At 61.3% G+C, this 19,427-nt stretch carries 14 protein-coding genes and 5 pseudogenes; 10 read left to right on the top strand and 9 right to left on the bottom strand.

Annotation, left to right across the window (positions count from 1 at the left end):
- Positions 1-14: 14 nt before the first annotated feature.
- Positions 15-1,535, bottom strand: coding sequence for an MmgE/PrpD family protein (locus tag FBY31_RS22470; protein WP_142046043.1), 1,521 nt, complete (start codon positions 1,533-1,535; stop codon positions 15-17).
- Between the two features lie 15 nt (positions 1,536-1,550).
- Positions 1,551-2,192, bottom strand: coding sequence for a GntR family transcriptional regulator (locus tag FBY31_RS22465; protein WP_142046041.1), 642 nt, complete (start codon positions 2,190-2,192; stop codon positions 1,551-1,553).
- A gap of 458 nt (positions 2,193-2,650) precedes the next feature.
- Between FBY31_RS22465 and panB the strand changes: the two are divergent.
- Positions 2,651-3,498 (top strand): annotated as a pseudogene (gene panB / locus FBY31_RS22460) (3-methyl-2-oxobutanoate hydroxymethyltransferase).
- Positions 3,499-3,704: 206 nt separating this feature from the next.
- Here the strand turns inward: panB and FBY31_RS22455 are convergent.
- Positions 3,705-3,975 (bottom strand): annotated as a pseudogene (locus FBY31_RS22455) (recombinase family protein); the annotation flags it as partial.
- On the opposite strand from FBY31_RS22455, the pseudogene FBY31_RS22450 reads away from it, so the two are divergent.
- Together FBY31_RS22450 and FBY31_RS23900 are read left to right on the top strand one after the other, a co-directional pair.
- Positions 3,966-5,153: pseudogene (locus FBY31_RS22450) on the top strand (AMP-binding protein); the annotation flags it as partial. The pseudogenes FBY31_RS22455 and FBY31_RS22450 sit on opposite strands and share 10 nt — an antisense overlap.
- Positions 5,154-5,178: 25 nt before the next feature.
- A pseudogene (locus tag FBY31_RS23900) lies at positions 5,179-5,744 on the top strand (transposase).
- Positions 5,745-5,862: 118 nt separating this feature from the next.
- On the opposite strand, the gene mftG reads toward FBY31_RS23900, so the two are convergent.
- A complete protein-coding gene (mftG, locus tag FBY31_RS22440; RefSeq protein ID WP_142046039.1) occupies positions 5,863-7,458 on the bottom strand; it encodes a mycofactocin dehydrogenase MftG in 1,596 nt (531 codons plus the stop codon).
- Positions 7,459-7,603: 145 nt separating this feature from the next.
- A complete protein-coding gene (gene mftF / locus FBY31_RS23895) occupies positions 7,604-8,578 on the bottom strand; it encodes a mycofactocin biosynthesis glycosyltransferase MftF (RefSeq protein ID WP_142046037.1) in 975 nt (324 codons plus the stop codon).
- Positions 8,579-9,060: 482 nt separating this feature from the next.
- Here mftF and FBY31_RS22430 point away from each other — a divergent pair, with 482 nt between their 5' ends.
- Both FBY31_RS22430 and FBY31_RS22425 read left to right on the top strand, forming a co-directional pair.
- Positions 9,061-10,020 carry a VOC family protein gene (locus tag FBY31_RS22430; RefSeq protein WP_142046035.1) on the top strand — a complete coding sequence of 320 codons (960 nt, stop codon included), beginning with the start codon at positions 9,061-9,063 and terminating at the stop codon, positions 10,018-10,020.
- Between the two features lie 291 nt (positions 10,021-10,311).
- Positions 10,312-11,130 (top strand): annotated as a pseudogene (locus FBY31_RS22425) (mycofactocin-coupled SDR family oxidoreductase); the annotation flags it as partial.
- 248 nt (positions 11,131-11,378) lie between these two features.
- On the opposite strand, the gene FBY31_RS22925 reads toward FBY31_RS22425, so the two are convergent.
- The gene (locus tag FBY31_RS22925) at positions 11,379-11,522 is read right to left on the bottom strand and encodes a hypothetical protein (RefSeq protein WP_160142520.1); all 144 of its coding nucleotides are present in this window, start codon (positions 11,520-11,522) and stop codon (positions 11,379-11,381) included.
- A 294-nt stretch (positions 11,523-11,816) separates the two neighbouring features.
- Here FBY31_RS22925 and FBY31_RS23510 point away from each other — a divergent pair, with 294 nt between their 5' ends.
- Positions 11,817-12,152: a plasmid pRiA4b ORF-3 family protein gene (locus tag FBY31_RS23510; RefSeq protein ID WP_327436944.1), complete on the top strand. Its 336-nt coding sequence runs from the start codon at positions 11,817-11,819 to the stop codon at positions 12,150-12,152.
- Between the two features lie 357 nt (positions 12,153-12,509).
- Positions 12,510-13,394 (top strand): ParB family protein, encoded by an 885-nt coding sequence (locus FBY31_RS22415; RefSeq protein ID WP_142046033.1) that lies wholly within the window; start codon positions 12,510-12,512, stop codon positions 13,392-13,394.
- A gap of 84 nt (positions 13,395-13,478) precedes the next feature.
- On the opposite strand, the gene FBY31_RS22410 is transcribed toward FBY31_RS22415, so the two are convergent.
- A complete protein-coding gene (locus tag FBY31_RS22410; RefSeq protein WP_142046031.1) occupies positions 13,479-13,781 on the bottom strand; it encodes a DUF4193 domain-containing protein in 303 nt (100 codons plus the stop codon).
- Between the two features lie 358 nt (positions 13,782-14,139).
- On the opposite strand from FBY31_RS22410, the gene FBY31_RS22920 reads away from it, so the two are divergent.
- Positions 14,140-14,280, top strand: coding sequence for a hypothetical protein (locus FBY31_RS22920; protein ID WP_160142519.1), 141 nt, complete (start codon positions 14,140-14,142; stop codon positions 14,278-14,280).
- A gap of 738 nt (positions 14,281-15,018) precedes the next feature.
- Here FBY31_RS22920 and cspE read toward each other — a convergent pair.
- Positions 15,019-15,222: a transcription antiterminator/RNA stability regulator CspE gene (cspE, locus tag FBY31_RS22400; protein ID WP_104046164.1), complete on the bottom strand. Its 204-nt coding sequence runs from the start codon at positions 15,220-15,222 to the stop codon at positions 15,019-15,021.
- A gap of 578 nt (positions 15,223-15,800) precedes the next feature.
- Between cspE and FBY31_RS22395 the strand changes: the two genes are divergently transcribed.
- Entirely contained in the window at positions 15,801-17,144 is a 1,344-nt protein-coding gene (locus FBY31_RS22395) for a plasmid pRiA4b ORF-3 family protein (protein ID WP_235013254.1), read from the top strand.
- Between the two features lie 145 nt (positions 17,145-17,289).
- On the opposite strand, the gene FBY31_RS22390 is transcribed toward FBY31_RS22395, so the two are convergent.
- Entirely contained in the window at positions 17,290-17,631 is a 342-nt protein-coding gene (locus FBY31_RS22390) for a YegP family protein (protein ID WP_142046025.1), read from the bottom strand.
- A gap of 385 nt (positions 17,632-18,016) precedes the next feature.
- On the opposite strand from FBY31_RS22390, the gene FBY31_RS22385 reads away from it, so the two are divergent.
- Positions 18,017-19,066 carry a DUF4238 domain-containing protein gene (locus FBY31_RS22385; protein ID WP_142046023.1) on the top strand — a complete coding sequence of 350 codons (1,050 nt, stop codon included), beginning with the start codon at positions 18,017-18,019 and terminating at the stop codon, positions 19,064-19,066.
- The last annotated feature ends 361 nt before the right edge of the window (positions 19,067-19,427 follow it).

Genomic DNA, 19,427 nt, shown 5'->3' with positions numbered 1-19,427 from the left:
AAAGTGGAAAGAGCTTAGAAAAGGCCGGCGGGCGCGTCGCTAAGGTTGATCACGCCGGGGGCGGCTGTGATGTTCAGCTGGTCCAGCTCGCCAGGGCCAAGGTCCGGAAGAGCTTCGGCGGCAGCGAGGAAACGCTCGATTTCGGCCTCCTCCACAAGTCCGGCGGCGAGGGTGCGAAACTTGTTGACGTACTGCTGGCGGGCGAACGGCCGGGCGCCCAGCGGGTGGGCATCAGCCACAGCGATCTCATCTGTGATGACAGTGCCGTTTCTCAAGGTGATTTCAACTGATCCGCCGAATGCTTTTTCGCCGATGTCCAGGGAGTGGTATCGGCGGGTCCAGTCCGGGTCTTCCTCCGTGGTCACCTTGTTCCACAGCTCCACGGTGTCGGGCCGGGCGGCGCGTTCGGGGGAGTAAGAATCCACATGATGCCATGCCCCGTCCTGCAACGCGACGGTGAATATGTAAGGAATGGAGTGGTCCAGGGTCTCCCGTGAGGCGGTCGGGTCATACTTCTGTGGATCCTTGGCGCCGGACCCGATGACGTAGTGGGTGTGGTGGCTGGTCCGGATGAGGACCGATTCCATGTTGGCGGGGTCGGTGGCCTCCGGGTGCTCCTTGTGCAGCTTTCGAGCGAGGTCGATCCAGGCCTGGGCCTGGTACTCGGCGGAGTGTTCCTTGGTGTAGGTGTCCAAGATGGCGCGCTTTGCCTCACCGGCTTCGGGCAGCGGGACCTCGTAGGCGGCCTCCGGGCCATCCAGCATCCACGCAATGATGCCGTCCTCGCCCTCGTAGATCGGAACCGGTGAGGTCTGGCCGCGCATGGCCCGGTCTACCGCTTCAACGGCCATCTTCCCGGCGAACGCCGGAGCATGGGCCTTCCATGTGGAGATCTCGCCCTTGCGGGACTGGCGGGTTGCGGTGGTGGTGTGCAGTGCCTGGCCGACGGATTGGAAGATCGTTTCGACATCAAGGCCCAGCAGCGTGCCAATGCCGGCAGCGGCGGAGGGGCCGAGGTGGGCCACGTGGTCGATCTTGTGTTTGTGCAGGCAGATGGCCTTGACCAGGTTGACCTGGATTTCGTAACCGGTAGCGATGCCGCGGATCAGGTCGCTGCCGCTGGCTCCGACGTGCTGCGCGACGGCTAGGATTGGCGGGATGTTATCCCCAGGGTGGGAATACTCCGCAGCCAGGAAAGTGTCGTGGTAGTCGAGCTCGCGGACCGCTACGCCGTTCGCCCAAGCTGCCCACTCGGGGGAGACTCGATCCGTGATGCCAAAGACGCCGGCGCCTTTGCCGTTAGTGGTGGGTGCGTGGGTCAGGGCCTGGGCGCGGGCGGCGACGATGGGCCCGCGGTTCAGGGAAGCGATGGCAACCGAGGCATTGTCGATGACCCGGTTGATGACCATCTCGGTGACATCCGGGGATACTTCGACAGCGTCGGCGGCGACGACTGCAATCTTGTGGGCCAGCTGGTCTTCACGGGCGAGGTTCTCTTCGCTCTTGTAGACACGGACGGGGTTGAGCTTAACCATGGTGCTGGTGCTCCTTCAGTGGGGCTGGTGGGTGGCTTTGATGTGGGAAAGACTGCGATGCAAATGAACAGTGGTGGCAGCCTCGGCCAGCCGGGGGTTACCCTCGGCAATGGCCTCGGCAATGGCAGCGTGTTCCGCGGCGGCGGCTGTGAGCCTGCCATCGTCGTTGGCTGCCAGCCGCCGGACCCGGACAAGGTGAACCCGTAGGCTGCGCATGGCCTGAGCAAGGTAGGAGTTGGCTATAGCGGCGTCGATGGCCTCATCCAACCGGCCCACCAGCGCGTAATAGCTGTGTCGGGCAGGGTCAGCCGCGCCTAGGAGGAATGGAGCGTCACTTAGTTCCGTGTAGAGCGCGGCGAAGACGCTAACCTCTCCCCGTTGCGCAGCCAGAGCTGCTGCCCTGCACTCTAGGATTTCGCGCAACTCGAAGAGCTCGTCAACGTCCTCCAAAGAGATATCGCTGACGACGACACCGCGCCCGGGGGCAGTTTGCGTGAGACCTTCAGCGCTTAGCCTGCCAAGGGCTTCCCGGAGGGGTGTCCGGGAGAGGCCAAGCCGTTCGGATTGTTCGACCTCGGCCAGAACAGTCCCCGGCAAAAGACGCCACTCGACGATGTCTTCACGCAGGGTTTTGTAAGCCCGTTCACTAGCACGCATGAGTGCAGTGTATACAAAATGTACCCAAAAACGCAACGGAGCCGAATATATGGGCGGATTTGTATACATAGCCAGCTTCCGGACCTTAGAATTGTTGCCATGAGCAGTCGCCTCGATACTCAGTCGGACTGGCCGCGTAAATGCTGACAGCGGAGACTTCGAACCAGAGACCTCGACAAGCCATGAACATCGACGACCTTCCGCATTCGAATTGGTATCCTCTACCACCACGAGTTTTGCTCCGCTACAGGAACGATCTGTTGGTGCAGCATCTCCAGGACTGATACTCCTGAAGAGTGGCCGCCCACTGATTCTCGTTCCTGCGCCGTCACCCAAGCGGGGCGCTCGAGTAGGGCCACCCCAGACTGCTTGGATGAAGCTTTCCACTCACTTGCCAGCCCCAGTCGTATATCACCACGGTATTCAGCCGCGGACCAAACCTGCCCAAGGAGAACACCATGACCTCAAGCAACAGCGCTGATTCAAGGATGTCCGCCGACGTCCGTGACCCATACGGCAGCGGGCCTGGGCAGTCTGCCGACCCCGGTTCAGGACCCAAACGGGAAAGGGTGCGCCTTCACCACCTGCAAGCCGCTAAGAAGGACGGCAAAAAGTTTGCGATGCTTACCGCCTACGAACAGTACACGGCCGAAATTTTCGACGCGGCCGGCATCGAGGTGCTTCTCGTGGGCGACTCGGCATCGAACAACGTGTTCGGCAACGAGACCAGCCTTCCTGTGACGGTAGATGAGTTGCTGCCGCTGTGCCGTGCTGTCGCCAGGACAGCCAAGCGCGCCCTGATCGTGGCGGACCTGCCTTTCGGTAGCTACGAGGTTTCCCCGGAACAGGCCGTCTCCGCCGGCGTCCGGTTCCTCAAAGAAGGCCTGGCCCACGCCGTCAAGATCGAGGGCGGGCAACACTATGCGCCCACTGTCCGCGCCATGGTGCAAGCCGGAATCCCGGTCATGGCCCACGTCGGGTTCACCCCCCAGAGCGAGCATGCGCTGGGGGTTACCGGGTGCAGGGCCGCGGCGACGACGCGCAGCGCCTGATCGATGATGCAGTTGCCCTCGCCGACGCAGGGGCCTTCTGCGTGCTCAGTGTTCCCACCGTGGGCATCGGCGCGGGAAAGGAAACCACCGGCCAGGTGCTCGTGTGGCAGGACATGACCGGCCTGCGCGGCGGACGAATGGCGAAATTCGTCAAACAGTACGCAGACCTTCGCAGCACGCTATTTGATGCTGCCAAGGCTTACGGGCACGATGTCCGCTCCGGCCAATTCCCGGGCCCAGAACACTCTTTCTGACCCCACCGGCCGTTCTCAGGCAAGTCGAACACGCCGGAACGACTCCCGGGTCCGCCCGGATCCGTGCCTGGCACGTCCCGGCGTGGACAGAAATTGAAAGACCACCCGGGGACTAACGGCAAGCGGGGACTCCTAGGACCCAAATACCGCACGCGGGCCGAACCACAGCATCCTGAACACATCGCTGACCTGCGTCCACTTAAGAGTCATGCAACGGGAGTCCTCGCAACTACTTCTCCTCCCGTGCTTCTTAACGCGGTTTGCCTGCTGATTCCGTAGTCACGGGCAAGTAAGGCTTTCGGGGCACCGCTGCCGGCGCTGGACCAGTTTGGTTGCCCTCTCCGGCGCGAGGGTCTTATTGCGTCCTTTGTAGACGCCGCGCCGTTTGGCCAGGACAATGCCTTCCTTTTGGCGTTCTCTCATGAGGGAGCGTTCAAATTCGGCGAAGAAACCCATGACGGAGAGCATACGCCCAGCTCACTGAAGAAGTGAAAAAGGCCGCCAACGCCTTCGAGTCCCCTAGCGTGGCCAGGGTGACCGTGTCGCCGTCTACCTGCCGATGATCCAGGAAGCCGTAATCACCCTGCTAGCCTTCGCGCCATCTCGCCGTGCACTCGGTGTTGTTCGGCGGGCACTCCTCCGACGCCCTCCGCTCCCATATCGACGAGGCCGAAGCCAAACTCGTGATCACCACCGACGGTACCTACCGGCGCGGCAAAGACCAGCGCCCTGAACATTCGTAGTGGACGAGGCCCTATCGCACGAGGGTGAGCACACCGTCCAGAACGTTGTAGTGGTCAAGCGCAACTGCCTGGACGTGGACTGGCACGAAGGCCGCGATCACTGGTGGGCCGACACCGTCGAGGTCGCCCCACCGAGCACACCGCCGTCGGGCATGACTCCGAGCACCCGCTCTTTATCCTCTACACCTCTGGGACAACCGGAAAACGCAGGGGCATCCTGCACACCACCGGCGACTGCCTCATCCAAGCAAATACACGCACAACGTCGTGTTCGACCTGCACCCCGAGACCGAGGTGTGCTGTTGCACGGCCGACGTCGGGTGGGTCACCGGCCACTCCTACGTCGCCTACGCCCCGCTCATCACGGCGCCACCCAGGTCATGCACGAAGGCACCCCGACTCCCCGCACAAGGGCCGCTGGTGGGAGATGGTGGAGAGAAGTGCAAGGTGTCTACACCGCCCCTACCGCCTCCGCACCTTCATGAAATGGGGCGCGGAGTTCCCTGCGAAGTACGACCTCTCCTCCCTGCGGGGGCTTGGTTGGGTGGGGCGAACCCGTCAACCCCGAGGCGTGGATGTGGTACCGGTACGTCATCCCGCCAACGCCGGCAAGAACGGCGAAAGGAAAGACCACCCGGCGCCCATCATTGACACCTAGTGGCAGACCGAAACCGGCGCCAGATGATCGCTCCGCTGTCTGCCGCCACGTCCACCAAGCTCGGCTCCGCATAGGTCCGGCTGCCCGGCATCGCCATGGACGTCGTGGACGAGATGGGCCAGTATGTGCCCAACGGTCACGGCGGTTTGCTGGTGATCCCAGAACCTCGGCCCCGCCCGCGATGCTCCGCGGCATCTGGGGAGACTCCGAATCGCACCGAGAAAGACGAAGACGGCGACATCTGGCTCCTGGGCCTTTTCGCCACGGGGAACTGGCCGAATGGTGGCCCGGCCTTGGACCCGATCTATCCGGTGCTGTTCGTTGACACGGTCCTGGTCAAGGTCTGTGACCCGCAGGTTGCGCAAAACCTCGTTCTATGTCGTCATGGGGGTCACCACAAGTGGGGAGCGAGAGATCCTGGGTATCTGGGCCGGCGACGGCGCCGAGGGTGCCCGTTTGTGGCTCCAAGTGTTCTCGGAGTTAAAGAACCGCGACGTGGAGGACGTTCATCGCTGTCTGCGATGGGCTCAAGGGTCTGCCGGAGGCGATCACGACCACGTGGGAGCGAACGGTCGGCAGCAGTGCATCGTGCATCTGATTCGTAACGCTTCCGTTACGCCGGACGCCAGCACCGTGACGGTATCGTCAAGGCCCTTAAGTCGGTCTTCACGGCCCCGTGCGAGCAAGCGGCGAAGGACCGGTTCGCCGAGTTCACGGCCGAATGGGGCCAGCTATATCCGGCGATCGCGCGGCTCTGGGAGTCCTCCTGCGCTGAGTTCGTGCCGTTCCTGGAGGTACGACGTGGAGGAGATCAGGCGGGTGATCTGCCCGACGAACGCGAATGAGTCGATCAATGCCCGCTACGGGCGGGCGCGAGGGCCCAAACGCAGAAATGGCTCGCATGTCGCGGGTGGTTGGAGAAGGCTGACTGCAGCGCTGCCTCGTCTCCCAAATGACGAGGAGCTAATGGCCGCCCGCGTCGCCCTGGCCTCGGATGAATTCGGCCATCCGCTCTCCAATGAGTACTGCTGTGGCCGCGGGGCCAGGGGTGGGTGCTGTCGGCAGAATGGACGTGTCCGCCACGCGGAGGCCCTTCACGCCGTGGACCCGGCCGTGTTGATCAACTACTGATTCAGCGTCGTTCGGGGATCCGAACTTCGCGCTGCCGCAAAGATGGATGGCCGTTCCTAAACGGGAGCGCATCCAATGATTGAGCAGCCTGTCGTTCTGAAGGATCGGCTCTGTTAACTCTGTAAGCTCTTGGAAAATCGGACTGAAGGCATTGGACCGCAGCATACGGACGCCGGTGCGAACCCCTTCGCGCATCCCTTTGAGGTCGGACTCGGTGGCGAAATAGTTGAAGTCGATTCGGGGCTGAACTGCCGGGTCTGCGGATTCCAGCGTTATTTGACCGCGCGATGTTGCTGCTTGTAATGATACGAGGAAGGCAAGGTCACCGTGGTGAAGGGCCTTTGAAGGATTTTGGGATCCATTCCGTACACCTGGGTGGCTTCCTGTCAACAGGTAGTCCATTGGTTTGAGAAGTGGGAGTATCTCCAGATCGCCTGACCGGGGCGAACCGCTGCCGGTGAAATTGAGAACGGTTGCCATGGATTGTGTCGTGCCATAGTCGATCAGCGGAACTTTGGTTCTCCAACCAATGGCGCGGTTGGGATGGTCGCTGAAGTTCTTTCCGACGCCAGGAAGGTGTTTGATCACCGGAATGAGGAATCTGTCCAGCTCGGTCTCCGGGCCCAGGCCGGACAGAAGGAGGATGTGGGGCGTCTTCACGGCGCCGGCGCAGAGAACAATTTCGTTTGCTTCGATGGTTATAATTTGACCGTCCCGGAGAACTTCTACGGCTACTGCCCGAGTGCCTTCGAACAATACCCGGCGTACATAGGAGCTTCCCTCTACTGTCAGGTTGGGGCGGTCTCGAACAGGATTTATGTAAGCCATGCCGGTGTTGATTCTTAATCCCCCGATGCTGTTCGAGGGCATTGGTCCGTAGCCGGGCTCATCTTCTTCGCTGTTCTTGTCCGGTTCCATTGGGAAGCCGAGTTCTTTGGCGGCCTGGGCGAAGGCTTTTGTTACGGGATGGTCTTGCGGCGGGAGGGAAACTGTCATTGGTCCAGTCCTTCCATGGCCGCCGCTCTCACCGTAGTGCAGGTCATTCTCCAGTTTTTTGTAAAAGGGCAGGACTTTGTCCCACGTCCACTCCACATTGCCTTCAGCGGACCAGCGGTCAAAGTCTTGCTTCGGCGCTCGGATAAAGTATGTCCCGCTGATCGCGGTTGACCCGCCCAGAATGCGGCCTCGGGCTATGGTGTAAGGCAGGTCCGGGGTGAGGTGACCCATGAGTGACCAGTTGTGAGGGTGGCCTGGAATGGCGCCTTGCACGGTGCCTGAGTTGAGCAACTCTGACGGGTAGGCCTCCGTGCTCGATGGGACTGGACCGGCTTCAAGCAGCAGTACGATTCGTCGCGGGTCTTCGCTTAGTCGGGCCGCCAGGGGGGCCCCTGAGGCGCCGGCGCCCACGACGATGCAGTCGTATCTCATATGTCCTTGTGCTCCAAGATCTCCTCGCTCATCCTTTTGACTCTGGCGGTCATCTCCCTGGGCGTTTTTGGCCGTCCTATTTGAGCTCAGCCGGAATCTCCGTTATGCCGCATACGTGATCGGCCAGCGATGTAGATCGCGGTTGTCAGTTCGGGTTCTTCCGGACGTCGGGCAGCAGGCACCGGAGGGATCGGCCTCTCAGAGCGCTGGACCAGACTCCAGTTCCGTACGCGAGATCGTCGAGACGACGGGCAATGGCAAACCGAAAAGAGCCGAGTTGAGGACGCGTGCGGTGGTATTCCCACACCGCGTCCACTACACAAGCCATTGCAAGGGCGCGTCGCAGTCTCCGGGAGAAGAGGCTCCCGGTAATCGCCAGAGGCCACCAGTGGCGGACAAGGAGGGCCATGGTTTGCGTTTGTGCTGCGAGTGCTCCGCGCGCAGTCAGACTGGCAGCAATTTGGACTGGATGCGTGCTTCTGCCGAGTTTCTTGGAGATCCCCCATGCGGCACAGGCAGCTATCGCTCCTGCTGCCGGTAGCGACCATTTGCGCTGGCACAGGAGGACGGCGACGACGGCGACGGACCAGGGTGCGAAGACCGCTGGCGCGATTGCCTCCGGGTGCCTAAGAGAAAGGGCGTGGGCCGACGTTCCATAGAACGCCTTCCGGGACAGCCATTCTCTGATGCTTTGCCGATGTTCGTGCCAAACTTTTGCCTGCGGTTCGAAGCGTACCCGCCATCCCTGTTCAACCATGCGCCAAACGAGGTCCACGTCCTCTCCGACCCGGCTGCCAGCGGCGAATCCGTCACCCAGCGCTTCGGTTCTGGCAAGCAGAAATGCACCTGGCAGCCCCGACACAGGGGATCGAGGCCTGACCGTTGCAGGGAAAATCCCCAGATCCAGGGAGGATCTTGCCTCTTCGTACCGTTCGATCCAGTTCATGCCTTTTCCGTGGTCCCAGCCAAGGACGCGGGGTCCCGCCAGAGCCACGCTCCGGTCGTTAAAGTGCTTCAAAAGGAGCGGAATCGTATCTGGATGGAGCACTATGTCGGAATCGGCGAAGGCTACGTATGGTGTCGTTACGTGTTTGATGCCTTCGTTGCCTCGAAACCGCACTGATCATCGATGAGTGGTTCAACAAGGTTGAGACGTCGGAGCGATTCCTCAGCCCTCACGACAGAGGTAGCGATATTCGTCAAGGGGCTTGACAGGATGATCCGCGTCCGACATGCTGGCACCACGGTAGTGTTGTAACTCACAGCATTTCCGACACGTTGGATGAGCTGCGGTTACGGGCTCTGGGATGGGCGAACGCAGGGCACGTGCTGCGCAGGATCCGCTGAATACGCTGTGACGGCTCCATGCGACACATCGGGCGGAGCGATGGCCTCATGGCGGGTGTACGTCGATACCGGCACATCCGCTCCCTCAACCCAGTTTCTGCCGTCTGGTGAATGGCGCGATCGTCAACCGGTGGTGCGCCCGGTCCCCAAAGCTCTGTTCGAGAGGAAGTTACAAATGTCCGACAACTGGAATGAAGTCTACGACGTCGTCATCGCCGGCAGTGGCGTCGGCAGACTCACTCGTAACGAGGAGTAATGATGCTGATCAACCAAATCGCTTTAAGTGGCCGTGCCAGCCTGGCGGATGTATCACGTTGGTACGTTGAAGGACTCGGTTTCGTCGATGCGGGTGGAACATCCTTCGCCGGACCGGAGATCGCCCAGTTGCAAGGGATCGACCTGCCGACGGTTGCGCTGGATATGCGCTGGGCCATCGACCGGAACGACTTCATGCAGTTGGAGCTGTTCTCGTATACGCAGCCGACTCCGCGGCCCCGTGCGGCGGACTGGGCCCCCGACGTCGTTGGCTACAACGTGCTAATGGTTCACGTACTGGACTTCGATGGCACGCTGACCAGGCTCGCCGCCCTCGGCACACACCCGAAGATAGACCCCATCGGCTCGCCCGGACGCAGGCGCGCGTGCGTCGCTGACCCCAACGGCACGCTGGTGGAGATTATGGAGGACGATCCGGCGGTGAGTTCGGGCGTTCCGGTGCGGCCGGACACCAACGCAGCGGTGCGAGGCGTGCGGGTGACCGTGCCGGACGTCGAGCAGGCGCGCCGCTTCTTCGTCGATGCGATCGGCCTGCGCCCGACAGATCCGCTGAATGCCTCGGAGCACGAAGCCCTTTGGGGGCTTGCTGACAGCGCACCGGAGGTCATGGCGCTGACCGATGGTCGAAGCGTCATCGAACTGGTGCTTTATCCGCACACTCGCCCCCGACCCGACGACTACCGAATCTGCGACGAGGGGATACTCAACATCGCGCTCGGCAGCACTGAGAAAGAGCCCTACCTTCAGACACGTGCTCGCGTGGCCGAGGGTGGTCACACCCTGCACCGCGAGCTGATCCTGAGTCCTGACGTCGAGGTCAACTACGTCAGCGAGGCTGAGGGCACATTCAACGTCGAGCTGATGTATATGGGCACGGCAGCCCATGCCTCCTTCGGGTTCGTGGTGCCAGAGGACGCCCCGGCGCCCACTAAATCTTGAGGAGCTCACAGGGTGAACCTGCGACCGCAAGCGAGCAGCGAGCATCTATTGAGTGGGTAGATTCAATCTGCAGAATGCTGCAATGGCCGTTCTATGCATGCGTTGAATGCGAAAATGCATAGGCGAAGATTTGTGGGCTGCTGGCAGATATCGGCGATCGACGAAGACCAGGGGCTCTCGAAAATCCGCTCTACTTGAGGCCGAAGACCGGTGAAGAGTCCCCAGAGCGGGTCGCAGACAAAAACAACAACACAACGAAGGAGATGCACAATGTGAAGAGTTGCCGGAAAAGTTGCACTGGTTACCGGAGCAGCGCGTGGACAGGGCCGCAGCCACGCCCTCCGCCTGGCCGAGGAAGGGTCCGACATCATCGCCATCGATATTTGTGATCACATTGACACCGCTGCACACACGATGGCCACCCAGCAGGATCTCAAGGAGACCGTACGCCTCGTGGAGAGTGCCGGCCGGCGCATTGTCAGCGGCATTGGAGACGTCCGCGACATCGAAGCGCTACGTACGATCATCGATGACGGCGTCAAACAGCTTGGGCGGCTGGACATCGTCTCGGCCAACGCTGGCATCTGCTCCCTCGGACGAGTCCTCGACCTGACCGGAGATCAGTGGCGCGACATGATCGATGTGAACCTGACGGGCGTGTTCAACACCGTCCAGGCCAGCGTTCCGCACATCGTCGCTGGCGGGCGTGGAGGCTCGATCATATTGACCTCGTCTGGAGCCGGTCTGGTGGGATACGAGAACATCGGTCATTACGTTGCGGCCAAACACGGCGTTATCGGCCTGATGAAAACCCTCGCCCTAGAACTCGGCCCCCAGTACATCCGCGTCAATGCGATCTGCCCCGGGCAGGTCCACACCGACATGATGAATAGCGAGCCTATGATCAAGCTCTTCATGCCGGACGCGGTGAACCCCTCCTTGGAGGAGCGAACAGCTCCCGACTCGCCCTACCGGGCGGTTAATGCAATCCCCATTCCTTGGCTGGAGCCGATCGATATCAGCAATACGTTGCTGTTTTTGGCCTCGGACGAGTCTCGGTACATAACCGGCGTACCTCTGCCAGTGGATGGCGGATTCCTTGTCAGGTGAGCAAGAAACACGCCACGGAGTCTTCGGTCACGCATCATGAAGTGGCCAAATGTCGACCGTCGCGTAATTCCCCAGGGGTAGCCGTCACGTAATTCCTTTTCGGCCGCGCCCCGCGCCGCTGGGTGCAGGTGGCGATGTCGGTTGGATTGTTCGGCGCGGGGTGCGGCCGACACCGCGTTTTCGCGGTGATTTCTGATCGGTCCCACGGTCCGGGGCGGTGGTGTCCGTCCCGGACCGTGGGGTGTCGGTCAATCGAGGTCGAAGACCTGATCGGCGATTCGCCCTCTGACCATGACTTCCTCGATCGGGGTCAGCTGATGCCCCAGTCCCTCGAGGAATTCCAGGTACGCCAGCGCACCCCGGGGTGTGGTCCGCCACCCGTCCTTGACCATGGGCGATTCCTGAGCACGAGAGCACGATGCTTCGCTGTTCCTTCATCGGTGGCGTGTCGATGACTACAGCGTCGTACTTGCCTGTCGCGATACCCAGGAGCTGCTTGTGCAAGTTCGGGTACATCAGGTCCCACAGGCAGCATTTGGCTGGGAGGACGCGCACCTCCATAGGTTTATAACCAGCGACCCGTTCGCGCCGCTGCGGCCCGTCGACGGCGAAATTCCGGAAGTCCCGCAGTGGGTTCCACAGCAGGGGTGTGAAGAACCAGGCGACAAGCTGACGAGGATTGCTCCCTGGATCAGCTACTCGCGCTGGGCCACGGCGAAGCGTTCTACGAATATGACTTCGGTGACAGCTGGCTTCACCGGCTCGAACTGGTGTCCCGACGGTCCGTGGAGGAAGGCGCGTCGCCGGCCCGGTTGATCGACGGCGCCCGACGCGGTCCGCTCGAAGATTCTGGAGGATTGCCCGGTTACGAGGAGATCATGGACGCCCTGGACGACCCGGGCCATCCTGACCACACCGAACACTCTACCTGGGTGGCCGATATGACAGGCTCCGATGAGCCTTTTGACCCTGCGTTCCTAGACATCGCCGACGTGAACCGCACGCTGGCTAAGCTGTTCTGACTTACCGGACTTCGGGGAAAAATGCTCCGAGCGACAGCAGGAATCAGCCCCTTTTGCGGGTACTCCCCCGCCCATTTTGAAGAGCCGATAGTGGATATTATGTAAGGCTGGAGGGAGAAGGGGCCCCTTGGAGCAAAAATCAAGGCCTCGGTATCAATCGATGCGATTGCCTTCCAGATGCCGTTGAGAAGCCCGGGGACAAATTCGCGAGGAGCCTCGTGCGCATGGGGTTGACCGAGCTCGAGGAGCATTATGCCCAGCTATACCGGCATCAGCACGGAGGGCTATTTCACGTCCGGAAGAAACACGCCGCATCAGAACCCTCGGCAGCGGCAGTCCTAATAGTACTATTAGGGAATGATGTCGAAAGCAGATACTCTTGAGGCCGGCGGGGCGCGCCAGCTTCAGTACCGGCGCAAGACCAGCTTTTATCAGGAGCAAGGCGCTGCGGACCGCATGCGCGCGGCGTTCCTTAACACCCAGCAGGCCACCGGCTTTAGCTCGTTGAGTGAATTCATCAACGCCGCCGTCGACGAGAAAGTTGCCGGCCTGGAGCAGGAGCATAACGACGGTCATACCTGGTCACCGCTCGGCGCGGGCGAAATTCCGCAGGGCAAGCCTGTTGGGCTGCAGCCAAAGTTCAGCATGGCAACGGCCCGCAGGGAAGCGCTGCGGGAACGGCGCAGCCTGGCCCTGAGGGGCCTCATTGAGAGCGCCATCCCGGAGATTGAGTCCGGGCACCCGGCCGACCGCGGAAAGGTGCGCGCGTTCTATCGCGAGGACGGCCAGGAGGCGCTCATCGAAACCTACGGCGCCAACGACGGGGTGCCCATTTTTCGCCGCTACGACACTGAGACCTCCGGCGGGGAAGTTTGGATGCACACCAGCAGCGGAAATGGCTGGGAGGACGGAGACGGGCTTTTGGCCAGGGAGTCCACGACACGGACCGGGCACCTGCCCCACGCCGGTGGCCAGGCCGCCGAAACGCCCACGCCTGACCTCCCCAGGACCGTGGAGAATGCCCGGCGGGAACTGGAGCAGCAGTTCTCACAGCGGCAGGTTGAGATCAAAGTGTTCTATAGCCCAGATGGTTCGCAGGCACTTGTCGAGTCATACAACTACAGCACCGAGATCTCGGCTTTCATCCACTACGCCTACGACGCCGGCGCTGGCCTCATCGACGCGCGAAACAGCACCGGGCACAACTGGCAGGAGTGGCGGACCGCGCCGTTCGAGGCGTAGTCGACCCCAAGGCCGCAGCTACCGTTAGCGGAGGGTCTGTCCGCTGACCGCGTGCTGCCGGATGCTGCCGCTGCCGCAGTGGGCCTAGCCTTCGCACTCGATACAGTACGAGTGGCCGTTGCTTTCGCGGGCGAGCTGGGACCTGTGTCTGACGAGGAAGCAGGAATAGCAGGTGAACTCGTCAGCGCCTTGGGGAATCACCTGCACGATGAGCTCGTCGGAGATGATTTCGCCGCCAGGTGTCAGCCCTTCGTCGAGGGCGTCGGCCTCGTCCAGCTCGGTGACGACGCTGCGGGCATCCGGGGCGTTCGCGGACTGTAGGTCCTCCAGCGAACGATCCTGGGATTCCTTGACGTCGGAGCGGACTTCATCATAGTCGGCTGCCACGTAAGTGCTTCTTCCTTCTCTTGTCTCTCTCGTGCTCACTTCGAACGAGACTGTAACGTACACGGTTACACGGTTGTTCCTCAAAACGTGCGCGAGCGATGTCGGGGAGCTTGAAGTGTGCGTGCCAACACTTCGACCCGCACGTCAATAAATACGTCAAGACGTAATAGGCGCTCGACGCGTTAGAAACACGCTGCGATGAGCAATGGCGAAGCTCCGGTCAAATAGCGGTTGACCGGAGCTTCGGTTCATTATGACCCCTGCAACCTGAGAAACTGCTGGGAGTTGGCAACCCGCACGCTCACCACCGCCGCCCCGGCACGCTAAAGGGCAGGGGCTTGCGCCAGAATGGGCGCTAGTGGACAGGTTCGATACCGGCGACAACATGTCTACCCTCCAGACCTATGGATTCAATCCGGCTGTCCGCAGCACCGAGGTCCGGACTTCGGAAGGCTCTACTTGGCAGGACGCCACGGATATCCCTCTCGGCGCTGTATAGAAAGGCAGAAGGGTGAAGCAATCAAGGGTGACCCGTCGGCTGATAGCGGACGTATGGGCGGTGGCGGCGAGCACAAGTTCAAGTGCCCTGCTCTGGGGGCCTCGAGCACACGGAAAAGCCCCGGACGTACAGTCCGGGGCTTACGTTGGCGCGTCTGCTACCTCTGGATACTGACTGTTAGATCCAAATGAATGTCTTTGTCCGTGACAAGGCGGTCCTTAAGGTACCGGGCAAGGCTCGCGTCGCTGGCGGTGTGAACGCTTTTCGGAACCGCCCCCCGCAGCAGAGCCTGAGTGTTGGTGGACTTGACGACGTCAAGCGGGGCCCAACCACGATGGCCGGAGGCGAGCCGTTCTATGTCTGTCCGGAAGGAGGGCTTGTGGCCTTCGCGGACAGTAGCGCGCATAGTGAACGGAATAAAGGCAATGGGCAAGGAGGTCCTTTCGCGAGGGCGGCCGGTCGTCGACGCCCCATTTAGAACAAGTCTCATGCAGCCCGTGCTATTCCGCTGAAGCAGGCAAGGAGTCCGAAGTCACGGAGCTCGGACAGTGGTTCTGGATCTCTGGATGCCCAGACCAGCCGCTGCTGCTGTTAGGGAATGGTTGGACATTCAGAACGATCACCTTTTGACTGGCGGACCCTTCATTGTGGTCTTGCCACTATGCGTCCGGCAACGGGGCCGGGGTAAAAACAGAAAAGCTGGCCGGTTCGCAGCCGGCCAGCTTCCCGAGAACCACGTTAGAGCGGCTGGATGTTCTCCGCCTGCGGACCCTTCGGGCCCTGGGTAACGTCGAACTGAACCTTCTGATTCTCGTCCAGGGAGCGGTAACCGCTGGATGCGATTGCCGAAAAGTGTGCGAACACGTCAGCGCTTCCGTCGTCGGGGGCGATGAATCCGAAGCCCTTTTCGGCGTTGAACCACTTGACCGTACCTGTTGCCATGCTTATTTCCTTCACGGGTCGCGAGCCGGATCCGCTTCTCAGATTGCCGTCCCCGCCACTCACATGTTGAGCCTACGTGCCAGCCCCGGTGCGGGCAACAGATTAGTCAAAAAGCGGAACCCGGATGAAGCGGTCTGCCCCACTTCCCACGGGGCCCGGTGCTCCGGCGGTTCTGGAACCACGGCCTCATGGGAGATGACCGCAGCGACCAGCAATCCTCCAAAACGTCCAATCCGGCAATGCATCGACTAGACAGCAAACTTGCGGCTCAGGCTTTGTGCCAGGGCCTCTCCACATTCGCCGGAATCGTGAAACCGCCCATGGTCTTCCTAAGAGGACGAGCGGCAGACAAGCGATCCTCTGCCCAGCGGCTTTTGAAACGAAGCCTCTGCACGCTCTCAGGGACTCGCCCCAGTCTGTTTGGATTGCTAATGCTCAGGTAACACCTAGGCCTCAACCAGCGGTAGCACAGCGGACGCCTCGAGCCAGGGCAAATGTCTCCCCCACGCTGGGACTGGCAGGATAGTGCCGTGACGATACGCGCTGCAGACGAAGATCCCGGGTCGATGTTGCTACAGATGAATGTCACGATTGTGGGCAGTGACCCGGCTATCTGGCGGCTCCTCGAGATCGACCCTTCCCTAACCATGGACAGGGTGCATGAGGTCCTGCAAACGGCCCTTGGCTGGCGGGATTCGCATCTGCATTCCTTCACGGACACCGATCCCTACGTTCGTCTGCGCGCCGTCAACGGGATCGTGCGCGAACCACGGCGCTGGGTCCCCCAGGACCTGCTCGAGGACAGTGACGATGACCTCCCGGAGACGGCTTGGACCCTGGGCCAGATCCTTACCGCGGAGTCCGGTCCCCTTTTCTATGAATATGACTTCGGAGACGGCTGGATCCACCGCCTCGAACTCACCGGAAACCTCCCCATACCGGCCAACACCCCGAGGGCGCGGCTCGTGGACGGGGAGAGGCGGGCGCCGCTGGAAGATTCCGGAGGCATCGGTGGCTACCACGACCTCCTCGACGCCCTCGCGGACCCCGCCCACGACGAGCACGAGGACCTGAAGGCATGGGTCACCTGGACAGCCGGGCCATGGCAGGAATTCGACCCGGAACAACTGGACATTAATGCGGTGAACAACGAGCTCGACCTGCTGTTCCCTGCCCCCAACGAACCCGGCCCCGGAAGCGAGTCACTGACCCGGGAACTCACGAACCGGATGCCTCCCGGTCTGCGACGCGAATTCCGTTCATACCTGCACGCGGCCGGCCTCGACGGCCCCGCAACGGTCGAAGTAGACGTCGCCGAGGCGATGACCGCCCCCTATCTCTGGCTCACCCGCCGCATCGGGCCTGACGGTCTGTCCCTCACCGCTGCCGGCTGGCTGCCGCCGGCCGTGGTCCGCGAGGCCATGACCGAGCTCGGCTGGGCCAAGGACTGGATCGGCAAAGCCAACCGCGAGGACCAGACCCTGCCCGTCCTTCAGCTGCGCGAAAGCGCTCAGCGGCTCGGTCTGATCCGCAAAATCAAAGGCAGGCTCGTCCTCACAACCGCCGCCAAGCGGCTGCTCGATGATCCCGCAGGCCTGTGGCTCTTCCTGGCCCGATCCATCGCCCACCGGCACCGTCACGACTCCGAGCGCGACGCGACGCTGTTACTCCTCCTCGAGGTCGCGGCAGGAAAGCGAACCGGCTGGGTTGACTACGTTGAAGCTGTCTGCTTCGGTCTTGGTGCGCTCGGTTGGAGGACCCGCACCGGAGCCGAACTGGAACCGAACACCGTCCAAGGACTCCTCGTGGACGCCCGAGAAGTCCTGCTGAACCTCGGCATCTTCGACGACCGCCTCGGGCTCGAAGCAAACACCGTCAAGGGGCCAGGGCAAGCCTTCGCCCGCGCAGCACTTAGTGCATAACCACTCACAACCAGCAATCACCGACCCGGGGCGACCCACCTCCTCGCAGGCCAAGTCGAGCAATTGAAGCAGTATTCCGCAGGTTCCGAATACGCCGGCTCACCAACCGGCCGAAAAGTGGAGGCAGGGAAGCTCTTACCGTCGCTCAGGAAAGGTTGTGTATTGCCCCGGCCCAGTGGGGGCCGGAGACGGCTCTGCGAACCGCCCTGGCGCGTACATGGAAGTCGATCTTTGGCATGCACGGGGAATCGTCAGTTTGGCCAGCAGCATCACTCCAGGCTGCTGGCTGCGCGGCATTTGTGGACGTTGTGCAGTGGTCGGTGATCAGTCCCATGCCTGCGTACTCGCGCACGGCGGCGATGCCGGCAACGGCGTCCGCCTTGGTATCGAAGGGCTTGGAAACTGCCATGATGGTGCCGTCCGGTGCTGTCAGCCGGAACCTAAACGCTGATTCCGCATCGACAAATAGTTCGAATATTCCTGCCATTGCGATCCTTTCGGTCTGCGGGATCTTGAGGCCGCATCTTTGCCGCCAGACAGGCAAGAGGCATCATTGCCTCCTTCTTCCCTGATTTCCCGCCATCCAAATTTCCATCAAATTCAGCATGCGTTCCCCGAGTCTTCCGCAGGGACGCTTGCCGGCGCAAGGCTTTGCCCGGCATCCAACCGAAGTGATCCCCCGCTCTCAAGTTCAGCCCAAGGGCAATAGCGCGCGCGGAAACGTCGCTGGCTGATAGCCGACGTTATGTAAGGCTACCGGGAAGAGGGGATCCCCTGGAGGGTCCCGGCGAGGTGATTCGCGTCAGTTTCAGTAGACCCGCGACTCTGCAGGATGACCAATTGCGCTGCGGCCTGAGTGGCATGATGTCGACATGACGAGCAAAGACAGTAGCGGGAAGCTGCACCACTACGTGCCCCGAGGCTATCTTCGCGGATTCGCAACGGAGAAGGAACGCATCACCGTCTTGCCTCTCGACTCGGGTCGGCAGCCATATACATCCTCGGTGAAGAACGTGGCGGCCCAGACACACTTTTACAGAGTGGAGGAACTAGACGAGCCTGGTGCGTTTGAAGCGGCGCTAAGCAGTATTGAGGGGGAAGGACTGGCAATTATCCGTAGGGTAATACAAGGAGAGTTCCCACTCCCCGAAGTGGACCGCTGGAAGCTCTCCTACTATGCCGCTCTCCAGCACGTGCGAGGCCCCGACACTCGTCGAACAATAGAGCACTTACAGGCGAGTATGGTTCGCCTCGAAATGGGAGCGGGCGGTCGCCCCCACGCGAAGTCTTGGATCAAGAGAAACCTTGGGTTTGAGGCCACAGATCAGGAAGCGAACCGGCTATGGGATCAAGCGACGCAACCTGGAGGGCCTCCAATTAGGTTCTCAAACCTAAAGCACATCCAGCATCTGCTGGATACTGCCGAGCAAATCACGCCCTACCTAGCCGCTCGCCCGTGGTCGCTCATCCGCTTCAAAACTCGCTCGCTTATCACCTCCGATGCCCCGGTGAGCCTTGTTCGCAACCTCTCGGACGATGCCTGGCAGGGAGTCGGCTTTGCGACCGCCTGGGGTATCACTTTCCCCCTCACACGAAAGATCGGCCTCTTGATGAGTGATCCCATGGTGATGGTCGAGCAGTACGACATCGACGATCCGCGCGTGCAGGAAATGAGAGCCGCGATTCTGAGAGGAGATGCGGACCGAATACAGGCTGGCACAGCGGCTACGGAGAAGCTATTTAACGAACACACCGCGGAGCACGCACGAGAGTACCTCTACCACCATCCCGATGATGGAAGCTACGTCCCCAAAAACCTTCACGAACCGACCCTCATAAACGCGAAGGTGGGAGGAATCGCTGATGCAGATTTCGATGGTCAGCCCTGGTTTGGCAAGAAGTCTCCCGAGAGACATGAATAGGCCCTTGGAGCGCAAGGACGCTATGAGACTCCGTCCTCAAGACCGAAACTTCGTCAGTAGCGCGGAGACATCAGGAATTCAAGGTTGATTCAGGGAAGCCGAGGTGCCGGTTCTTCCCGCCCACCGGTAGCTTGGTTGGCCTCGTATCGCGCTCTTGCGGCCCAACTAGTGAGCAGGGTGAGCCGTGTCCGTGCCGGGTTCGGCGCTGTTGCGATGAAGGTGAGGCCTTCGTCGTCAAGATGCGTTTTTGCAAATCTGTCCTGCAAGTACACCCCGTCCTGGCGATCCCGCGCGGTAGTCTTGACTTTCTTCTGGCACAGGCCTAGAACTCAACCTGACAGGACGAGGGTTGGAGGCGCCG

Source organism: Arthrobacter sp. SLBN-100 (assembly GCF_006715305.1).
Classification (GTDB): Bacteria; Actinomycetota; Actinomycetes; order Actinomycetales; family Micrococcaceae; genus Arthrobacter.
The sequence above is the reverse complement of the archived record's forward strand: the minus strand, read 5'-3'. Positions and strand labels throughout refer to the sequence as shown.

Coding starts and splice junctions, on each gene's coding strand:
- FBY31_RS22385 (WP_142046023.1), top strand. CDS start 18,017: ATGACGAGCAAAGACAGTAGCGGGAAGCTGCACCACTACGTGCCCCGA.
- cspE (WP_104046164.1), bottom strand. CDS start 15,222: ATGGCAACAGGTACGGTCAAGTGGTTCAACGCCGAAAAGGGCTTCGGA.
- mftG (WP_142046039.1), bottom strand. CDS start 7,458: ATGAGATACGACTGCATCGTCGTGGGCGCCGGCGCCTCAGGGGCCCCC.
- FBY31_RS22465 (WP_142046041.1), bottom strand. CDS start 2,192: ATGCGTGCTAGTGAACGGGCTTACAAAACCCTGCGTGAAGACATCGTC.
- FBY31_RS22390 (WP_142046025.1), bottom strand. CDS start 17,631: ATGGCAGGAATATTCGAACTATTTGTCGATGCGGAATCAGCGTTTAGG.
- FBY31_RS22415 (WP_142046033.1), top strand. CDS start 12,510: ATGATGTCGAAAGCAGATACTCTTGAGGCCGGCGGGGCGCGCCAGCTT.
- FBY31_RS22430 (WP_142046035.1), top strand. CDS start 9,061: ATGATGCTGATCAACCAAATCGCTTTAAGTGGCCGTGCCAGCCTGGCG.
- FBY31_RS22925 (WP_160142520.1), bottom strand. CDS start 11,522: ATGGTCAAGGACGGGTGGCGGACCACACCCCGGGGTGCGCTGGCGTAC.
- FBY31_RS22395 (WP_235013254.1), top strand. CDS start 15,801: ATGAATGTCACGATTGTGGGCAGTGACCCGGCTATCTGGCGGCTCCTC.
- FBY31_RS22470 (WP_142046043.1), bottom strand. CDS start 1,535: ATGGTTAAGCTCAACCCCGTCCGTGTCTACAAGAGCGAAGAGAACCTC.